This is a genomic window from Flavobacterium xizangense, assembly GCF_054075145.1.
On record NZ_JBSIPG010000015.1, the window covers coordinates 31,179 to 49,407 of the forward strand.

An 18,229-nucleotide genomic window follows, 5' to 3' on the forward strand; every position below is an offset into this window, starting at 1 on the left:
ACAATGTTCAAAATATTTATACAAAGGCCTGTACTAGCAACCGTTATTTCCATTTTATTGGTAATTCTGGGAGTACTTGGCTTGACTAAATTGCCTTTACAGCAATTTCCTGATATTGCGCCTCCATCGGTTTTGGTAACGGCGGTATATCCGGGAGCAAACGCAGAAACGGTTTTGCGTTCTGTTGCACCTTCTTTGGAAGAATCTATAAATGGTGTAGAAAACATGACTTACATGAGTTCTACTGCGAGTAATGACGGTAGTTTGGCTATCACTGTTTTCTTCAAATTAGGAACAGATGCCGACCAGGCTGCAGTTAACGTTCAAAACAGAGTTGCTCAAGCAACCAGCCAACTTCCTGCAGAGGTTGTACAGCAAGGTGTTATTACAGCTAAGCAACAAAACAGTTTCATCATGGCGATTGGTATGTATACCGAAGATGAATCAAAATACGATCAAACTTTTGTTGCCAATTATGCACAGATTAATATTATTCCGGAATTAAAACGTATTCCGGGTGTTGGTTCTGCCAGTATTTTCGGTGGTGTAAAAGATTATTCTATGCGTGTTTGGTTGAATCCAACGCAAATGTCAACTTACAAAGTCACGCCAAACGAAATCATGAGCGCCATTCAGGATAAAAGTTTGGAAGCTGCTCCGGGAAAATTTGGTGAACGAAGCAAAGAAGTTTTTGAATATGTAATCAAATACAAAGGAAAACTAACTAAACCAGAGGATTATGAAAATATCGCAATTCGCTCTAATCCTGACGGTTCTGTTCTTCACTTAAAAGATGTTGCAAGAGTTGAATTAGGTGCATATTCTTATAACAGTTTAACACGTTTAAATGGTAAAAAAGGAGTTGTAATTGGAGTTATTCAGTTAGCGGGTTCCAACTCAAATGACATTCAGATTGCCATCAATAAAATGATGGAAAAAGCCTCTAAAGATTTCCCAAAAGGAATAAAACATAATATTTTCTATAGTACAAAAGTATCTCTGGATCAATCAATTGAACAGGTTGAACACACTTTATTAGAAGCTTTTATACTAGTATTTATTGTGGTATTTATTTTCCTTCAGGATTTTAGATCAACATTAATCCCGGCTATTGCTGTACCTGTAGCAATTTTAGGAACGTTCTTCTTCATGCAGTTATTCGGATTCTCAATCAACCTTCTAACGCTCTTCGCATTAATTCTGGCGATTGGTATTGTGGTGGATGACGCGATTGTAGTCGTAGAAGCCGTGCATGCGAAAATGGAGCATAAGCATTTATCTCCAAAAGTAGCCACACATGAAGCAATGCACGAAATAACGGGTGCTATTATCTCGATTACGCTGGTAATGGCTGCTGTATTCCTGCCGGTTGGTTTTATGGAAGGCTCAACAGGAGTTTTCTATCGTCAGTTTGCCTTTACTATGGCGATTGCAATTGTAATTTCAGCTGTTAATGCCTTGACATTGTCTCCTGCACTTGCTGCATTATTTTTGAAAGATAATCATAGTGCTCACGACACAAATGCGCCTTACGAGAAAAAAGGATTTAAAGAAAAATTCTTTACCGCTTTCAACAGCAGTTTTGAATCGCTTACGAATCGTTATGTGGGCGGAATTAAATTCTTAATCAGAAAAAAATGGTTGAGTTTAGGCGGATTAGCTGCAATTACAATAGCAACTGTTATATTGGTAAAAACAACTCCAGCAGGATTTATTCCAACTGAAGATCAAGGATTTATTGCGATTGCAGTAAATACACCATCTGGAACATCTCTTGACGGAACTCAAAAAGTAATGACGGAAGCAGAAAATACTTTAAGAGGTTTAGATGCATCACGATTTGTAACCGCAATTTCAGGTTTCAACTTATTGACAAATTCTACAAGCCCTTCTTCAGCAGTAGTTTTCGTATTGCTTAAACCAAATGAAGACCGAGGCGAAGTGAAAAACATCGACGAAATCATGAATCAGGTTCGTGGTAAATTGGGTAGTATTTCAGGCGGAAGTTTCTTCGTTTTCAGTTTCCCGACTGTTCCCGGATTTAGTAATGTTGAAGCTTTAGATTTAGTGCTTCAGGATAAAACCGGAGGAAAACTGGATAAATTCAGCGGAATTTCTCAGAATTTCATTGGAGAATTAATGAAACGCCCAGAAATTGCTGTAGCCTTTACTAGTTTCAAAGCCGATTATCCGCAATTGCAATTGGATATCAATGATGAAAAAGCAAATCAGTTAGGTGTAAATGTAAAAGACATTTTACAAACGATGCAGACTTATTTTGGTAGTGCTCAGGCTTCCGATTTTAATAGATTCGGAAAATATTATCGAGTTGTAGTTCAGGCTGATATTGCCGACAGAGCTGATCCATCATCAATTGACCGAGTTTTTGTAAAAAACAAAACAGGCGAAATGGTTCCGATAAACACTTTAGTAAAACTGACTCGTGTTTATGGATCTGAAACCGCTTCACGTTACAACTTGTTCAACTCAATTTCGATTAATGCGATTCCGAAACCTGGATTTAGTTCTGGAGACGCCATTAAAGCGATTGAAGAAGTTGCAGCACAACAGCTTCCTGCAGGTTATGGTTATGAATTTTCAGGACAAACTCGCGAAGAGATTTCTTCTGGAGGACAGTCGGCAACAATTTTCTTACTGTGTTTGATATTCGTCTATTTCTTACTTGCCGCACAGTATGAAAGTTATATTCTGCCATTGGCTGTAATCTTATCAATCCCTGCAGGTATTTTTGGAGTATTTGTAGCTATCGGCTTGACCGGAATTGAAAACAACATTTACGTTCAGGTTGCACTTGTAATGCTTATCGGACTTCTCGCCAAAAATGCCATTTTGATTGTGGAATTTGCGGTACAGAAACGAAAATCAGGACAAGCTTTAGTACGAGCTTCAATCGACGCAGCAAAATTACGTTTGCGACCAATTATCATGACTTCCCTAGCCTTTGTGGTTGGTTTAGTGCCAATGATGAGTGCCAAAGGACCATCGGCTCAAGGAAATCATTCGATCAGTATTGGAGCAGCGGGCGGAATGCTTTCTGGAGTAATTCTCGGATTATTTATTATTCCGGTTTTATTCATCGTATTCCAACATTTACAAGAAAAAGTTACTGGAAAACCAGTAGCAGTAATTCATAACGAAGAAAAATAAATGGAAAACTATATAACGACAATCTTGGTGACCATAATAGTTGGCATCGCATATATATCGTACAGAATCTCAAAAGATCTTGAAACTAGAAAAGATACTTGTACAGAAATTTAACCTCCTTTGCGTGAAATTTAAAAATAAAATTTAACACATAGAAACATAGATTTTTGTCTATGTCCAACAAAAGAAAATAAAAGAAACAAGTTTCCACACATAGCTAAACTATGTGAATTGAAATTAGTAAAACGCCTTTTTTAAAACTTTTAATGAACTATGTTTCTATGTGTTAAAGAATTTACGCGTAACGGATAAAGAAATCTAATAAAAAGACAATGAAAAATCATATAACCAAAATCGTGGTCTTCGCCATTCTGATCACGACCTTAATATCCTGTAAGGTATCAAAGGATATTGAAACACCAAAAGATGCATTTCCTGAGAATTTCAGGAATGCAGCTGTTTCAAAAGATACAACCAGTATTGGCGATTTGGAGTGGAAAAATTTCTATACCGAAAAAGATATTGTTCAATTGATTGACAGCGCCATCGCAAGAAATAACGATTTGCAGATTGCTACTAAAAACATTGAAATTGCACAATACCGATTCACGCAGTCAAAATGGGGAAATATTCCTCAGATTAACTTAGCTGTAAATGCAAGTTCAAGCAATCCGTCAGACAATAGTTTTACAGGAATGAACTTGAATCAGGCTTTAGGTGCTAAACATATCGATGATTATTCAGCTGGAGCGACACTTTCCTGGGAAGCTGATATTTGGGGAAAAATCAAAAATCAGAAAAAAGGTGCTTTTGCAGGATATCTTCAGTCTGAAGAAGTGAAAAAAGCTTTGCAGACTAATATAGTTGCCAATGTTTCAAGAGGATATTATAATCTTTTGATGCTGGATGCACAATTGGATATTGCGAGACAAAACCTGAAATTAAATGACAGTACAACCAATATCATCAAGTTAAAATATGATGCGGGACAAATAACGTCATTAGCCATTCAGCAATCTGAAGCACAGAAATTAAACTCGGCACAATTAATTCCGTTATTGGAACAAAACATTGCGATTCAGGAAAATGCTTTGAGTGTTTTGACCGGTTCGTTTCCAACATCAAAACAAAGAACAGTTCTTTTAAGTTCAGTTCCGGTTAAAAATAACAATTCAGTGGGAATTCCATCTTCATTAGTAAGCAGAAGACCAGATGTTAAAAGTGCCGAATTGGCTTTGAAAATTGCAAATGCAAATGTTGGAATCACAAAAGCAGATTTATATCCGACGTTGAGAATTACAGCTCAAGGCGGAGTAAATTCTTTTGAAACCAGCACTTGGTTTACTATTCCAGCTTCTTTGTTTGGAACAGTTGCCGGAGGTTTGACTCAACCTTTATTAAATAATAAAAGATTAAAAACGCAATATAATATCGCTGTTGCCGAAAGAGAAAAAGCAGTTTTAAATTTCAGACAATCGGTTTTGATTGCTGTAAGCGAAGTTGCTGATGCTTTGGTGGTAAACGAAAAATTGCAACAACAGGAAACTTTTCTTCAAGAAAAAGTAAAAACACTTCAACAAGCTATTAAAAATGCTAATCTGCTTTTCAAAAACGGAATGGCAGAATATCTTGAAGTTTTAACTGCACAGGCTAATTTATTGCAAAGTGAATTAGAATTAGCAGACATAAAAAGACAACAATTAACAGCCAATACGGAACTGTATCGTGCACTCGGAGGTGGCTGGAAATAATACCCATACCCGTTAATTATTTATTTTTTGAGATGAAAACGCTGTGAGACTTTTTGGTTTCATGGCGTTTTTTTGTTTTTAACCGCAAAGGACTCAAAAAATTTTATGCTATTGAATCTCTCGCAAAGACGCGAAGTCGCAAAGCTTTGTTTTAACAAAAAACTTATCTAATTTTAGTCTTTCGCAAAAGCAAAAAAAATGACCACTGACCAACAGAATTACCTCAACAATCTAAAACTATATTTCGAAAGTTATGCTCCTATCTCTGAAAGATCATGGAAATTAATTGAGAACCTGGCACATTTCCAGACCATCAAAAAAGGAGAAATAGTATTAGAAAACGGGGAAATCTGTAAAAATCTTTATTTTATTGCAAAAGGAATTCTGCGAACTTTTATTACAGACGAACAAGGAAATTTCTATAACAAAAACCTTTTTTTCGAAAACAAACTTGCATGCTCTAAAGTTTCATCAATACTGCAAACTCCTTCCAGCTTTACGATCGAAGCTTTAGAAGATTGCATTTTAATCACTCTTAATTACAAAAAATATACCCAGTTGATTAACGAAAATGATGATCTTAAAACCTTCTATATTGCTTATTTGGAAAAAAACTGGATTATTGAAAAAGAACAAAGAGAGATTGCTCTCGTTATGCAAAATGCAACTGAAAGATATTTAAGTTTCTTAGAGAAACATCCCAATATTGCAGATCGCGTTCCGTTATTGCATGTTGCCTCGCATTTAGGCATTACACCAACACAATTAAGCCGAATTAGAAAAAATCTTGAAAAAGTTTTGTAAATCAACATATGTAAAGGCTTTCCTTACATTGCCCGTTTATCTTTGTTTTATAATTAATTTGACATTACAATGAAAAATATAAACCTCATCAAAGATAATATCGACAATCTTACAACGCTTTGGAAAACGGTTGCCACTCCGCTCCTATCTTACCATAAAAATGATCCATTTGAATTTAGTCAGATAAAAAACTCAGGCTGGCCAAACCGATTATGGTTTAGAGAAGATATTACAGAAAAAAATCTTTCGCAAATTATGGAAACAATTGAAAAAAATCCAGGTTTAGTGATTCCGTATTGGGATATTTTCGGAAGTAATTCAAATGAAATTCTTGAGAAAAACGGATTTGAGATTCGAAACCAACTTGTAGCAATGGCTTTAAAATTGGATGAAAAATTTCAACCGGAAAATAATCTTACTTTTAAAAGAGTTTTAAAGGAAGAAGATGCCAAAACATGGTCTGATATTTATCCGTTATCTTTTAATTATGTAATCAGTAAGGAAACATTGGTATCAAATTATCAAAATGCCAAATTTTATCTCGTTCATTTCGAAGAAAAACCAATTGGAACCCTTACGCTTTTTCAAACCGGAAATATCATGGGAATTCACGGAGTTGGTGTTATTCCCGAAATGCGTAAAAAAGGATTTGCCGAAGAAATCATGAAATTTGCCATCAATGAAGCTATTGATGCTGATTGCGAATATGCACAATTACAAGCATCAGCTTTAGGAAAAAACATCTATCGAAGATTAGGTTTTGAGGATTTGTTTTTCATTACGAATTACTTTTTAAGTTCCAATTTTTAGCATTTTATGTCAGGCTTAGCGAAGTCGAAGCCCCACACCCAAAATCGACAATCTTTGTGGAGTCCCTATGTGATCCTTAGACTTCGCTCAGGAAAACAAAACTAAACGTGGTAATTCCCTCACAACAATAAAAAAGCCTCTGAAGCTTTGTCACTTTTGTCACTTTGAACCTTTGAATTGTCTCAAATGCCCCTAAAATAGTCGTAAATGTGTAGTTCGGAGAAAAAATAAGTTTATTAAGTTTGTAAGACATTAACTAATAACTATTTAAAAACAAAACCACATGAAAAAAGCAAAAATTATTTTTTGGACTACGACAATTCTAATTTTCTTATTCGAAGGAGTTATGCCCGCACTTACTTCGCAAACTGAATTGGCCAAAGAAGGAATCAGACATTTAGGTTATCCGGAATATTTTGGAAATGCTTTAGTCGTTTTCAAAGTATTGGGCGTTTTAGCTTTAGTCATTCCTCAGGTTCCAAAAAATGTAAAAGAATGGGCATACGCCGGATTCGGATTCGATTTTATCTTTGCTTCAATTAGCCATTTTGCAGTTGATGGAGTTAACTTTCAAAGTTTTTTCCCATTGATCATCTTACTGATTTTAGCCATTTCATATATCTATTATCATAAGATTGAGCGTTATAAAAATATTGCCTTATAACCTTATGTTGTGATGATTGAGGTTTTCAAAACAAATGTTCAGGAAGTTGAACAATCGAATCTGATTGTCGGGAAACTTCTTGAACATTTTCCAAACAGCATTATCAATTTTGATTTAGAAGATTGCGATAAAATTCTTCGTATCCAGGCGGCATCTATTTGCAATGCTAGCGTAATTGAACTTCTAAATTCCTGTGGGTATCAGTGCGAAACACTTCTTTAGATTCATAATTTACTGAATTACAAAATATTATAAAATAAAATTGTACTTTTAATTTACTTAATTTTTTGAAAAAATGAATATTCCAGCAGAGCATCAAACGATAATGCCTTATTTGATTTTGCAAGGCGCATCTAAATTTATAGATTTCACAAAAAATGTCTTTGGAGCAGATGAAACGAGTTCCAAATCCCTTCGTGAAGACGGAACCATTATGCACGCCGAAATTACACTCAACGGAAGCACCATAATGGTTACCGATGAAATAACAGACTGGACAAAACAAAATGCAAATTTGTTTGTTTATGTTCCAAATGCGGATGAAACGTATAAAAAAGCTTTAGAAAACGGAGCCACTTCTTTAATGGAACTAAGCGATCAGGAGTATGGAAGAACCTGTGGCGTAATTGATCCTTTTGGAAATGTCTGGTGGATTACATCAGTAAATTGATCAACTTTTAAAAATCAATAATATGAAAACCGAAGTCCAAAAAAATATTGTTGAAACATTCAAAAAATTAAACGAAGTACTTTCTTCATTTTCAGAAGAAGAATTTAATACAATTCCTTATAAAGACGGCTGGACCGCAGGACAAACAACGCAACATATTATACTTGCGTGTTCTGGTTATCCAAAATTATTTGGGGGAAATAAAGAAAAAACCATTCGTAAATATGAGGAATTTGTATCGCAATTGGATTCTATTTTCCTCAATTTTAATTCCAAAATGAGCTCTCCTGAGTTTCTTGTACCGGAAAAAAAAGATTACAATAAAAATTCATTAACTTTATCCATCTTAAAAATAGAATCGGATTTGCTTGAAGAAACTGAAAAGCATGATTTAACTCAAACTTGTCTGGATTTTCATGTTCCGGGTTTTGAAAATTTCACGATTTATGAATGGATCCATTTTGCACTCGTACATACGCAAAGACATACACACCAATTAAATTCTATTTTTAAAATGCTGACCAAAATATAATTCCAAAGCTTCAAATCAATCAAAACCTATTTATATGAAATCAAAAAGCGGAGCAATTTTTATTTCCGGATTAATCGCCGGAACATTAGATATCGTTGCAGCAATTACCATTTATGCAGGGATTCTCAACAAAACAACGGCAATTAAAATTCTACAATCCATTGCGAGCGGGATCTTTAAAAAAGAGGCCTACAGTGGCGGTTCACAAATGGCGCTTTATGGTTTGTTGCTACATTATTTCATCGCTTTTACTTTTGCATGGTTTTATTATACGATTTATCCGTATTTCTCATTTTTGAAAAAGAATGCATTGCTTTCCGGAATTGTCTATGGAATATTTGTCTGGATTATAATGAATCTGGTTGTACTTCCTGTTGTATTTCCAGTTTTGCCAGAAAAACACTTAGATTTCCCACTATTCCTGTCTATTATAATTCTGATATTCTGTATTGGAATCCCGATTTCTTTTATTCATAAAAAATATCAGTCTTTACGTTAATTACTTAAAAAAACAAAATTAAAAAAAAGCGAAGCCTAAATAAGGTTTCGCTTTTTTTTGAGTCATTATTGGTTTAATGCGTCACTTTTATCTTTCCTATTATTTACGGTTATATAACATAATATCGAAAATACAATAAATAAACAACCAAGCAAAGAAAGCTCATTTTCAATTTCTCCCGACCCAACGTTCCTGCTGTAATAGCGAGCACAACGAAATTAACTGTCCAATGTGTCATACTTCATAATTTCAGTTGTCAATAAAATTTGATAGTCTTTTTATTATTTTTCTAAGGTAATTTTTGATTAGATTTTCATTTAACTCCAAAAGTTTTTCTATTGAGACATTAGGGTTTTATAACATTCATTAATAACATTTTACAATTCACAAATAGTTGTTACAAAATTCCCACATAAATGCTTTTGAGTTAATTTTTTGATCGATTGGATCAATAGTCGCTTAGTTCCTAAAGTAATTTTAGATAAAATTTTTAACACTATGGAAATAGCAACGGTTCAAAGCATAACAGCGACAAAACATGGCATCATTTTAGAAAAAACAGAACGATCTTTTGAAGAATTAGGTGTTTTAAATCCGGCTATTTATCAAGAAGGAAATAACATTCATATGTTTTACAGGGCTGCAAAAAGAGGTAACTTTTCAACAATAGGATATTGCAGATTTGAAGGGCCAAAAACCTTAGTGGAGCGCCATTCAGAACCAATTTTTGTTCCAGAATATATTTATGAAATTCATGGTGTTGAAGATCCCAGAATTACAAAAATTGATGATACGTTTTATATGATGTATGTAACATACGACGGAATAAATGCATGTGGCGCTTTGGCAACATCAAAAGATTTAATCAAGTTCAAAAAAAAAGGAATAATAACGCCTAAATTTATTTTACACGATTTTACAAATCTGATTAGAAGACACTTACAAACCCCTAGTATAGCTAGAATATTAGCTTTCAATACAGCAAGAAATTATCCGCTGACGGAAACAATGAAGGAAAATTTGTTTGTTTGGGATAAAAATGTAGTCCTTTTTCCTAAGAAAATTGGTGGAAAATTTATAGCTTTACATAGATTGTTTCCTTCCATTCAGATTGTCTCTTTTGATAAAAAAAGTGACTTAACTGTTGAATTCTGGAAAGAATACATCAAAAACTTACCAGACCATATTATTCTGGAACCAAAATTTGACCACGAAACCAGTCATATTGGTCCAGGAGCCCCACCAATTGAAACCAAAGATGGTTGGCTGCTGATTTATCATGCAGCTGAAAGACGAGAAAAAGGTTTGGTATATCATGCCTGCGCTGCTTTATTGGATCTTCATGATCCTGCAAAAGTGCTGGCAAGATTAACAAAACCTATCATTACACCGTCAGAACATTACGAAAGACATGGTTATGTAAATTATGTAGTTTTTCCAACCGGAACAGCCATTTTTGACGACCTTCTATATATTTATTATGGTGCCGCCGATGATAAAATTGCGGTGGCTTCACTGAACTTGAACGACTTATTAACCGAATTAAAACAGAATCCCCATGAAGACGATATCAAATAAATCGAAAATAGTTTTTCTTTCTACTTTTCCGCCAACTCAATGTGGAATAGCAACTTATACGCAGGATACAATTAAAGGAATCACAGATGTTTATGGTAAATCAATCAAATGCGAAATATGTGAACTTGTTGATAAACCAAAAGAAAAACCTACACAAGCGTTTACTTTAAACACAAAAAACAGAGAAGAATATGCTAAAACAGCTGAAGAAATCAATAAAGATGAAGCGGTAAAATTAGTTCATATTCAACATGAATTTGGTTTGTTTTCAGGGAATTATGGAGATTACCTTTTAGACTTTTTAAATGTGATCAAAAAACCGGTTACTTTTACTTTTCATAGTGTAATTCCAAATCCGAATAATGATTTAAAAACGTTTGTAAAACTGTTATTGAGTTACAGCAATTCGGTTTTTGTAATGACAAATAAATCAAAAGAAATTTTGATTAACGATTATGAAATCGATGAAAAAATAATCACCTACGTACCACACGGAACTCACATCGTGGTTTATGAAACTCCAGCTCAGGCAAAAGAAAAATTAAATATTCAGGATAGATTAGTACTTTCTACCTTTGGACTTTTAGGCGAAGGAAAAAATATTGAAACGGGACTGCAGGCGCTTCCAAAAATTATTGAAAAAGCACCAAATGCGCTTTATTTAATAATTGGAAAAACACACCCAAATTTAATTAAAGATGGCGTAGATACTTACAGAGATAAACTTGAAGCAATTGTTGCGGATTTAAAACTTGAAAATAACGTTCGTTTCATTAATCAATATTTAGGTACTGACGAACTTTTAGAATATCTAAAAGCAACAGATATTTATATGTTTACTTCTAAAGATCCAAATCAGGCAGTAAGTGGCACATTTGCTTACGCGATGAGCTGTGCGTGTCCGATTGTTGCTTCAAAAATTCCACATACAAGAGAAGTTTTAACGCCAGATTCAGGAATATTAGTTGATATTGGAAATGTCAATCAATTTGCAGAAGCAGCAATAAAACTGATTTCTGATGAAAATTTAAGAAACGAAATGGGAATCCAATCGTTTACCAAAATGCGCGCTTCTTCTTGGGAAAACGCAGCCATTACACACATCAATACTTATAAAAAATTAATAGAAAATCCATCGGAAATCAAATTTAGTTATCCTGAAATTCGCTTGAATCATATTAAAAAACTCACTACAGAACTTGGCATTATTCAGTTCAGCAAAATTTCTGTTCCCGATTTAGATTCAGGCTACACTCTAGATGATAATGCACGAGCATTAATTGCTTTTTGCATGCATTATAAACTGACTCAGGATAAAGATGATTTACCTTATATTTTAATCTATTTAGATTTTATTCAGCGTTGTCAAAAACCAAAAGGAGATTTTATCAACTATGTCGATAAGGAAAATCGAGAGCATATTGAACAAAATGCCGAAGTTAATTTAGAAGATTCAAATGCAAGAGCAATCTGGGCGTTAGGAACGGTAGTTTCTCTTTCAGATATTCTTCCGGAAGCTATTATTAAAAAAGCAACAAAATGTTTATTGAATTCATTAAAATGGGCTGAAACTATTCAGTCACCACGTTCTATTGGATTTGCTACCAAAGGTTTGTATTTGTATCACACCGCAGTTCCTAATTTATATGTAGCGGCCATAATCAATAAACTAAATGCGAAATTGCTGGCAAATTATGAAGACACCGCAACCGAAGAATGGCAATGGTTTGAAAATTATTTAACATACGGTAATGGAATTTTGCCAGAATCTATGCTATATGCTTATTTAATTACCAATAAACCTGCCTATAAAAAAGTAGCATTAGACTCATTAGATTTCTTGATCTCTAAAACATTTGTAAATGGCAATTTTAAAGCAATTTCAAATCAAAGCTGGCATCATAAAGGCTCTGAACCAAATGAATACGGAGAACAGCCAATTGATGTTACCTATACAATTCAAACATTAAATACTTTCTATAATGCTTTTAAAACACCGCATTATAAAAAGAAAATGAAAGCTGCCTTTAACTGGTTTTTAGGCAAAAATCATTTAAATCAAATTATGTACAATCCGGTGAGCGGCGGTGGTTATGACGGACTTGAAAAAGAAAACGTTAACTTAAATCAAGGTGCCGAATCAACTGTATGTTTTCTGACGGCAAGATTATTAATGGAGAAATTAGCTTTATCGCAGTCCCGAGTTATTCCGCTTTTGAAATCTAGAACAGGAATTGCAATCAACTCATAAATTCAAACAGCAAAGCTGACCAAAATTCTTTTAAACCCTTAAAATCCCTTTCTCAATGAAAGGGATTTTTTGTTTTGGGGACCAAAAAACGCAATTCCTGACGAATTATTGTATTCTAATGAAAATTATATAAGCTTCCAAAAAAGTTGTGTAAAAGATTTTAACAAGTATTAGGGTAACTTTCCTCTATAATTACAAAAGGCATATAAAACTGTTAAAAAACTGATTTGCAATATGTTTCAACTCTAAAACAACATTATTTTGATTCTCAGCTTAAAAAATACATTCGCACAAATTGGAAATGCAACCGTGTTTGCATCGCGTTTTTTTAAGGAGCTTCTAATTCCTCCTTATGAGGCAAAAGAGTTCTTAAAACAATGTTATGTTATTGGCTACAAATCATTGCCATTGGTTGCTATAACAGGTTTCATAATGGGGTTGGTACTCACGCTTCAGTCTCGCCCCACATTGGTAAAATTTGGCGCAGAAAGCTGGCTTCCCGGAATGGTGGCACTTTCACTGATTCGTGAAATTGCTCCCGTTATAACAGCCTTAATATGTGCAGGTAAAATTTCATCTGGAATTGGTGCCGAATTAGGTTCTATGAAAGTTACAGAACAAATTGACGCTATGGAAGTTTCAGCCATCAATCCTTACAATTATTTGGTTGTAACCAGAATTGCCGCTTGTACATTAATGGTCCCAATATTAGTGTTTTTTGCCGATGCCGTTGGAATTATTGGCGGATACGTTGGAATAAATATTCATGGAGATGTCAATTTCTATCGTTATTTAACTCAAATTATTCAGTCTTTAGAATTTTTAGATGTGATTCCGGCAACCATAAAAACATTCTTCTTTGGATTTTTTATTGGAATGATTGGATGTTATAAAGGATTTAATGCCGCAAATGGAACAGAAAGCGTAGGCCGAGCTGCAAATTCATCTGTCGTTACGGCTTCTTTAAGCATATTTATTATTGATATGGTCGCAGTACAAATAACCGATTTATTTTTTTAAGATGATTAAAGAAGAAAAAAATATCAAACAAAAATCAAAAGAAAAAAAACAGACTCCAATCATTGAGATCAAGAATCTGCGTAAAACTTTTGGCAAAGACAATGAAGTTCTGAAAGGCGTCAATCTCACCGTCAATAAAGGTGAAGATTTGGTGATTTTAGGCCGTTCAGGTTCTGGAAAATCAGTTACTATAAAATGTATTGTGGGCTTGATTGAACCTGATCAGGGCGAAATAACTGTTTTTGATGAAAATTTACTGAATCTTTCAAAAGAAGAATTAAATAAAATGCGGGTTCGAATTGGTTTTTTATTTCAAAGCGGTGCGCTTTACGATTCAATGTCGGTTAGAGAAAATCTGGCTTTTACATTACGTGCACACAGAAGAGATTTAAACGAAGAGGAAATTGAAAATGAAGTTATTGAAGCCCTTGAAAGTGTTGGTTTAGGAGATGCAATTGATAAAATGCCTGCTGAATTATCTGGCGGAATGAGAAAACGAATTGGTTTAGCAAGAACATTAATTCTAAAACCAGAAATCATTCTATACGATGAACCCACAACAGGATTAGACACAATTACGTCACGAGAAATAAGCGAACTTATTCTGGATATAAAACATAAACAAAAAACCTCATCGATAATAATTACGCACGATATGGCCTGCGCCAAAATGACTGCCGACCGCATTATGGTTCTAAAAGATGGAGTCATCCATGCCGAAGGAACCTATGAAGAACTGGAAAAAAATGAAGACGAATGGGTGCGCTCATTTTTTGAATAAAGCAAAATAAATTGTAGAAATCATGGAAAAGGAATCAGGATATAATTGGAAATTAGGAATGTTTGTATCGGTTGGGCTGCTGCTGTTTATTATGGCCATTTATTTTATTGGAAAACAAAAAAATCTGTTTGGTTCTACTTTTCACATCAGTTCAAAATTTAAAACGGTAAGCGGTTTAGAAGTCGGGAACAATGTTCGTTTTTCTGGTATTAATATTGGAACTGTAGAAGAAATCAGCATTATAAACGATTCTTCTGTAGTAGTTTCAATGGTTATTAAAGATGAAATTCGAAAATTCATAAAAACCGATGCCCGCGCGTCTATTGGTTCTGACGGATTAATGGGCGACAAAGTGCTGACCATTACTCCCGGCGTTAAATCAACAAAAATTATTGAAGACAACGGTGTGATTGCTTCTATTAACGGAATCGAAATGAATGACATCATGAAAAGCGTCAAAAAAAGTGTTGACAACGTAGGCGTAATTTCTGAAGAACTGGCCATTTTCAGCCACAGTATGAACAACGGAAACGGTGCTTTGGCAAGACTAGTGCGCGATGATAAAATGGCAAATAGTGTTACAAATACGCTTTCAAACTTAGAAAGCGGTACTAAAGGTTTCAGTGAAAATATGGAAGCAGCAAAAAGCAATTTCCTTTTTAGAGGCTACTTCAAGAAAAAAGAAAAAGAAAAAGCTAAAAAGCAAGAAGAAATTAAAGAGAAACAGGAGGAACAGCAAGAAAAAGCTGCCAAAGAAGAAAAGGAAAAACAAGAAAAAGCTAAAGAAGAAAAAGAAGAAAAAGAAAAACAGGACAAACAAAAAGCCGAGGAAGCTAAAAAAGAGCCTGAAAAAAAACAGTAAAATTTCTACGCCATGAAAACTTCGTATAAAAATATAAGCCTTAAAATTCTAAAATGGAGTGGAATAACAATCGTAGGAATATTATTATTGCTTTTTCTAATTCCGTTAATTTTTCCCGGAAAAATTGCCTCTGAAGTAAAAAAAATAGCCAATGAACGCTTAGACACCAAACTACATTTTTCGAAATCTAAGCTCTCCTTTTTTACTCATTTTCCATTACTGACCGTTTCGTTAGATGATTTGTCGATGACAGGATCTGCTCCTTTCGGTAATGATACTTTATTGAAAGCCGAACAGGTTTCATTTGGAATAAACCTGAAAAGATTGATTTTTGACAATGAAGTTAAAATCAATAAGTTGTACGTTTCTGATGCTTTGATCAATATAATGATCAACCAAAAAGGGCAAGCGAATTACAATATTTATATTGCGCCCGAGGATCGAAAAAACGATAAAAAAGATCCTAACGCGCCCGAAGAAGGAACTGCAATACGACTCGAAAGAATAGATCTTAAAAATTGCCATGTCAAATATAATGACCGTTCGGCAAAAGTTTTAATCGATGCAAAAGGTTTTAATTATGTTGGAAAAGGAAATCTGAGCGAAGATATTTTTGATTTAAATACCAATGCTGACATTGACAATCTTGATTTTTATTATGACCGCACTGGGTATTTGAGAAGAAAACATGTAAGTGCCGATTTAATAACGCGAATCAATACACATGCCCTTTCGTTTATTCTTCAAAAAAATGAACTTCAAATCAATAAACTGCCCTTAAAATTTACAGGGCTTTTGACTATTTTAAGAGACGGCTATAAAATCAATATTAAAGCTGCTTCAGAAAATACTACGGTAAAAGATTTATTATCTGTAATGCCTCCAGAATATTTAACGTGGTTGGAAAAAACAGATATTTCAGGTCGAAGTGATCTTCTTTTCACTTTTAAGGGAAATTACAATGTCGCCAAAAAACAAAAGCCAAATTTAGCTTTTAATTTAAAAATCAATAATGGCGCTGTAAATTATAAAAATGCCCCGGTTCCTTTGACTGATTTTCAAATGAATTTGAATGCGATTTTGCCTGAATTAGACAGAGAGCAATTATTAGTCAATCTTCGAACTTTTAAATTTAAAGTAGGCGAAAAAGATTATTTCAATGCTTATTTACACAGTAAAGGTTTGCACGAAATGATGATTGATGCGAGCGTAAAAGGTGCATTGGATTTGGCTGTTGTTGACGCAGCATTGGGTTTGAATACTCTTGAATTAAAAGGAATTTTAAAAACAAATATTCAGGCTAAAGGACTTTTTAGCACTTCAAAAAAATTATTTCCAAAAACAATTGGCGGTATCGCACTACATAATGGCTGGCTCAAAACGGACTCCTATCCTAACCCAATTACCGATATCACTTTTGTGGCCAATGTGCTCAATAAAGCTGGAACGTATCAGGATTTAATTGTGGCTGTAGCCCCGGCATCCTTTGTTTTTGAAGGAAATCCGATGTATATAAACGCAACACTTTCTGATTTTAGTGATTTGGCTTATAATGCAAAAATCAAAGGAGAACTGAATGTTGGCCGAATTTATCAGGTTTTCTCTCAAAAAGGAGTTGATGTAACAGGTTATGCAAAAGCTGATTTATCTTTTAAGGGTAAACAAAGTTACGCTGCTAATGGTCAATATGATAAATTGGATAATCGAGGAACTCTTTTGCTAAAAAATATTAAAGCAACATCAGAACTTTTTCCGAAGGCGTTCTATATCAAACAAGGAAATTTCCGTTTTCAAAATGAAAAAATGTGGTTTGAAAAATTCAATGCTTCGTATGGAAAATCAGATTTTGATATTAACGGATATCTTTTAAACACCATCAACTATTTCCTTGAATCACACGGCACTTTGAGCGGGAATTTCAACATGAAATCAAAACTGATTAATGTTGATGAATTTATGGCACTCAAAAAAGGTGAAAATACTGATCGGAACCTTGAAGTCGATTATGCCAAAGAAGATCATCCGAAAATGAGTGGTGTTGTGATGATTCCGAAAAACCTGAATGTGTCGCTAATTGCAAATGCTGATAAAGTAGAATACAACGGTTTGATATTAAACAAATTTTCGGGTAAAACCGGAATTGACCGAGGAAATTTTTATTTGCAAAATACCACTTTTAATATCATCGATTGTTTATTAGGAATCGATGCTTCTTATAAAGACGAATCGCCGACAACTGCCCATTTTGATTCGCATTTTACCGCTAAAGATTTTAATGTACAACGCGCCTACAAAGAAATTCCGATGTTTCATGATATGGTAACAGTTGCCGAAAAAGCGCAGGGAATTATTTCTGTCGATTATAAAGTAAAAGGTGATTTAAATGGAAATATGGGACCAATTTATGAATCACTCGAAGGTGGCGGAACCATAAACTTACGTGATGTTCAGGTTAAAGGATTGAAATTATTTGACGGAATCAGTTCAAAAACAGGACAAAAAGGTATTGATAATCCAGATTTAAAAGGAATCGAAATTAAATCGACAATTGATAATAACTTAATATTTATTGAACCCTTTACTTTTTCTGTTTCAAGTTTTAGACCCACAATTAAAGGCACAACCAGTTTTGACGGGCTATTGGATTTGAGAATGCGGTTAGGCCTTCCTCCTTTCGGAATTATTGGTTTTCCAATTGTAATAACAGGAACACACGAAAACCCAAAAATCAAAATATTCAGCAAAACAGGGCAAAAAATCATTGCCGCAGTTTATGATGAAAAACATAATAAAGTAATCAAGGAAGAAAAAGTAAGCAAAACCAAAAAATAAAATTCTA

Annotated in this window: 15 protein-coding genes; all 15 read left to right on the top strand. The window is 34.1% G+C overall.

What is annotated here, in order from left to right; translation table 11 throughout:
* Window positions 1-3: 3 nt before the first annotated feature.
* The 15 genes from ACWA1B_RS21145 (at window position 4) to ACWA1B_RS21215 (ending at window position 18,222) form a co-directional block, all read left to right on the top strand.
* Window positions 4-3,168, top strand: a complete 3,165-nt coding sequence (locus ACWA1B_RS21145) for an efflux RND transporter permease subunit (RefSeq protein ID WP_456910416.1) — start codon at window positions 4-6, stop codon at window positions 3,166-3,168.
* Between the two features lie 332 nt (window positions 3,169-3,500).
* Window positions 3,501-4,919, top strand: coding sequence for a TolC family protein (locus ACWA1B_RS21150; protein WP_456910418.1), 1,419 nt, complete (start codon window positions 3,501-3,503; stop codon window positions 4,917-4,919).
* Between the two features lie 198 nt (window positions 4,920-5,117).
* A complete protein-coding gene (locus ACWA1B_RS21155; RefSeq protein ID WP_456910420.1) occupies window positions 5,118-5,723 on the top strand; it encodes a Crp/Fnr family transcriptional regulator in 606 nt (201 codons plus the stop codon).
* A gap of 69 nt (window positions 5,724-5,792) precedes the next feature.
* Entirely contained in the window at window positions 5,793-6,533 is a 741-nt protein-coding gene (locus tag ACWA1B_RS21160; protein WP_456910422.1) for a GNAT family N-acetyltransferase, read from the top strand.
* A 283-nt stretch (window positions 6,534-6,816) separates the two neighbouring features.
* Window positions 6,817-7,197 (top strand): DoxX family protein, encoded by a 381-nt coding sequence (locus ACWA1B_RS21165; protein ID WP_035650975.1) that lies wholly within the window; start codon window positions 6,817-6,819, stop codon window positions 7,195-7,197.
* 12 nt (window positions 7,198-7,209) lie between these two features.
* Window positions 7,210-7,419: a hypothetical protein gene (locus tag ACWA1B_RS21170; protein ID WP_456910424.1), complete on the top strand. Its 210-nt coding sequence runs from the start codon at window positions 7,210-7,212 to the stop codon at window positions 7,417-7,419.
* 73 nt (window positions 7,420-7,492) lie between these two features.
* Window positions 7,493-7,867, top strand: a complete 375-nt coding sequence (locus ACWA1B_RS21175) for a VOC family protein (RefSeq protein ID WP_456910426.1) — start codon at window positions 7,493-7,495, stop codon at window positions 7,865-7,867.
* A 22-nt stretch (window positions 7,868-7,889) separates the two neighbouring features.
* Entirely contained in the window at window positions 7,890-8,399 is a 510-nt protein-coding gene (locus ACWA1B_RS21180) for a DinB family protein (RefSeq protein ID WP_456910428.1), read from the top strand.
* 34 nt (window positions 8,400-8,433) lie between these two features.
* Window positions 8,434-8,898 carry a DUF1440 domain-containing protein gene (locus tag ACWA1B_RS21185; RefSeq protein ID WP_456910430.1) on the top strand — a complete coding sequence of 155 codons (465 nt, stop codon included), beginning with the start codon at window positions 8,434-8,436 and terminating at the stop codon, window positions 8,896-8,898.
* A gap of 498 nt (window positions 8,899-9,396) precedes the next feature.
* Window positions 9,397-10,476, top strand: a complete 1,080-nt coding sequence (locus ACWA1B_RS21190; protein WP_456910432.1) for a glycoside hydrolase family 130 protein — start codon at window positions 9,397-9,399, stop codon at window positions 10,474-10,476.
* Entirely contained in the window at window positions 10,457-12,727 is a 2,271-nt protein-coding gene (locus ACWA1B_RS21195) for a glycosyltransferase (protein WP_456910434.1), read from the top strand. Before ACWA1B_RS21190 ends, ACWA1B_RS21195 begins: the two co-directional genes overlap by 20 nt.
* Window positions 12,728-12,988: 261 nt before the next feature.
* Window positions 12,989-13,747, top strand: coding sequence for an MlaE family ABC transporter permease (locus ACWA1B_RS21200; RefSeq protein ID WP_035650960.1), 759 nt, complete (start codon window positions 12,989-12,991; stop codon window positions 13,745-13,747).
* Between the two features lies 1 nt (window position 13,748).
* Window positions 13,749-14,528, top strand: coding sequence for an ABC transporter ATP-binding protein (locus ACWA1B_RS21205; RefSeq protein WP_456910437.1), 780 nt, complete (start codon window positions 13,749-13,751; stop codon window positions 14,526-14,528).
* Between the two features lie 22 nt (window positions 14,529-14,550).
* Window positions 14,551-15,390 (top strand): MlaD family protein, encoded by an 840-nt coding sequence (locus ACWA1B_RS21210; protein ID WP_456910439.1) that lies wholly within the window; start codon window positions 14,551-14,553, stop codon window positions 15,388-15,390.
* Between the two features lie 12 nt (window positions 15,391-15,402).
* Window positions 15,403-18,222: an AsmA family protein gene (locus ACWA1B_RS21215; protein WP_456910441.1), complete on the top strand. Its 2,820-nt coding sequence runs from the start codon at window positions 15,403-15,405 to the stop codon at window positions 18,220-18,222.
* Window positions 18,223-18,229 lie beyond the last annotated feature (7 nt).

Excerpts from the sequence above, each read along its gene's own strand:
- ACWA1B_RS21145 (WP_456910416.1), top strand. The coding sequence starts at position 4 with ATGTTCAAAATATTTATACAAAGGCCTGTACTAGCAACCGTTATTTCC.
- ACWA1B_RS21150 (WP_456910418.1), top strand. The coding sequence starts at position 3,501 with ATGAAAAATCATATAACCAAAATCGTGGTCTTCGCCATTCTGATCACG.
- ACWA1B_RS21155 (WP_456910420.1), top strand. The coding sequence starts at position 5,118 with ATGACCACTGACCAACAGAATTACCTCAACAATCTAAAACTATATTTC.
- ACWA1B_RS21160 (WP_456910422.1), top strand. The coding sequence starts at position 5,793 with ATGAAAAATATAAACCTCATCAAAGATAATATCGACAATCTTACAACG.
- ACWA1B_RS21165 (WP_035650975.1), top strand. The coding sequence starts at position 6,817 with ATGAAAAAAGCAAAAATTATTTTTTGGACTACGACAATTCTAATTTTC.
- ACWA1B_RS21170 (WP_456910424.1), top strand. The coding sequence starts at position 7,210 with ATGATTGAGGTTTTCAAAACAAATGTTCAGGAAGTTGAACAATCGAAT.
- ACWA1B_RS21175 (WP_456910426.1), top strand. The coding sequence starts at position 7,493 with ATGAATATTCCAGCAGAGCATCAAACGATAATGCCTTATTTGATTTTG.
- ACWA1B_RS21180 (WP_456910428.1), top strand. The coding sequence starts at position 7,890 with ATGAAAACCGAAGTCCAAAAAAATATTGTTGAAACATTCAAAAAATTA.
- ACWA1B_RS21185 (WP_456910430.1), top strand. The coding sequence starts at position 8,434 with ATGAAATCAAAAAGCGGAGCAATTTTTATTTCCGGATTAATCGCCGGA.
- ACWA1B_RS21190 (WP_456910432.1), top strand. The coding sequence starts at position 9,397 with ATGGAAATAGCAACGGTTCAAAGCATAACAGCGACAAAACATGGCATC.
- ACWA1B_RS21195 (WP_456910434.1), top strand. The coding sequence starts at position 10,457 with ATGAAGACGATATCAAATAAATCGAAAATAGTTTTTCTTTCTACTTTT.
- ACWA1B_RS21205 (WP_456910437.1), top strand. The coding sequence starts at position 13,749 with ATGATTAAAGAAGAAAAAAATATCAAACAAAAATCAAAAGAAAAAAAA.
- ACWA1B_RS21210 (WP_456910439.1), top strand. The coding sequence starts at position 14,551 with ATGGAAAAGGAATCAGGATATAATTGGAAATTAGGAATGTTTGTATCG.
- ACWA1B_RS21215 (WP_456910441.1), top strand. The coding sequence starts at position 15,403 with ATGAAAACTTCGTATAAAAATATAAGCCTTAAAATTCTAAAATGGAGT.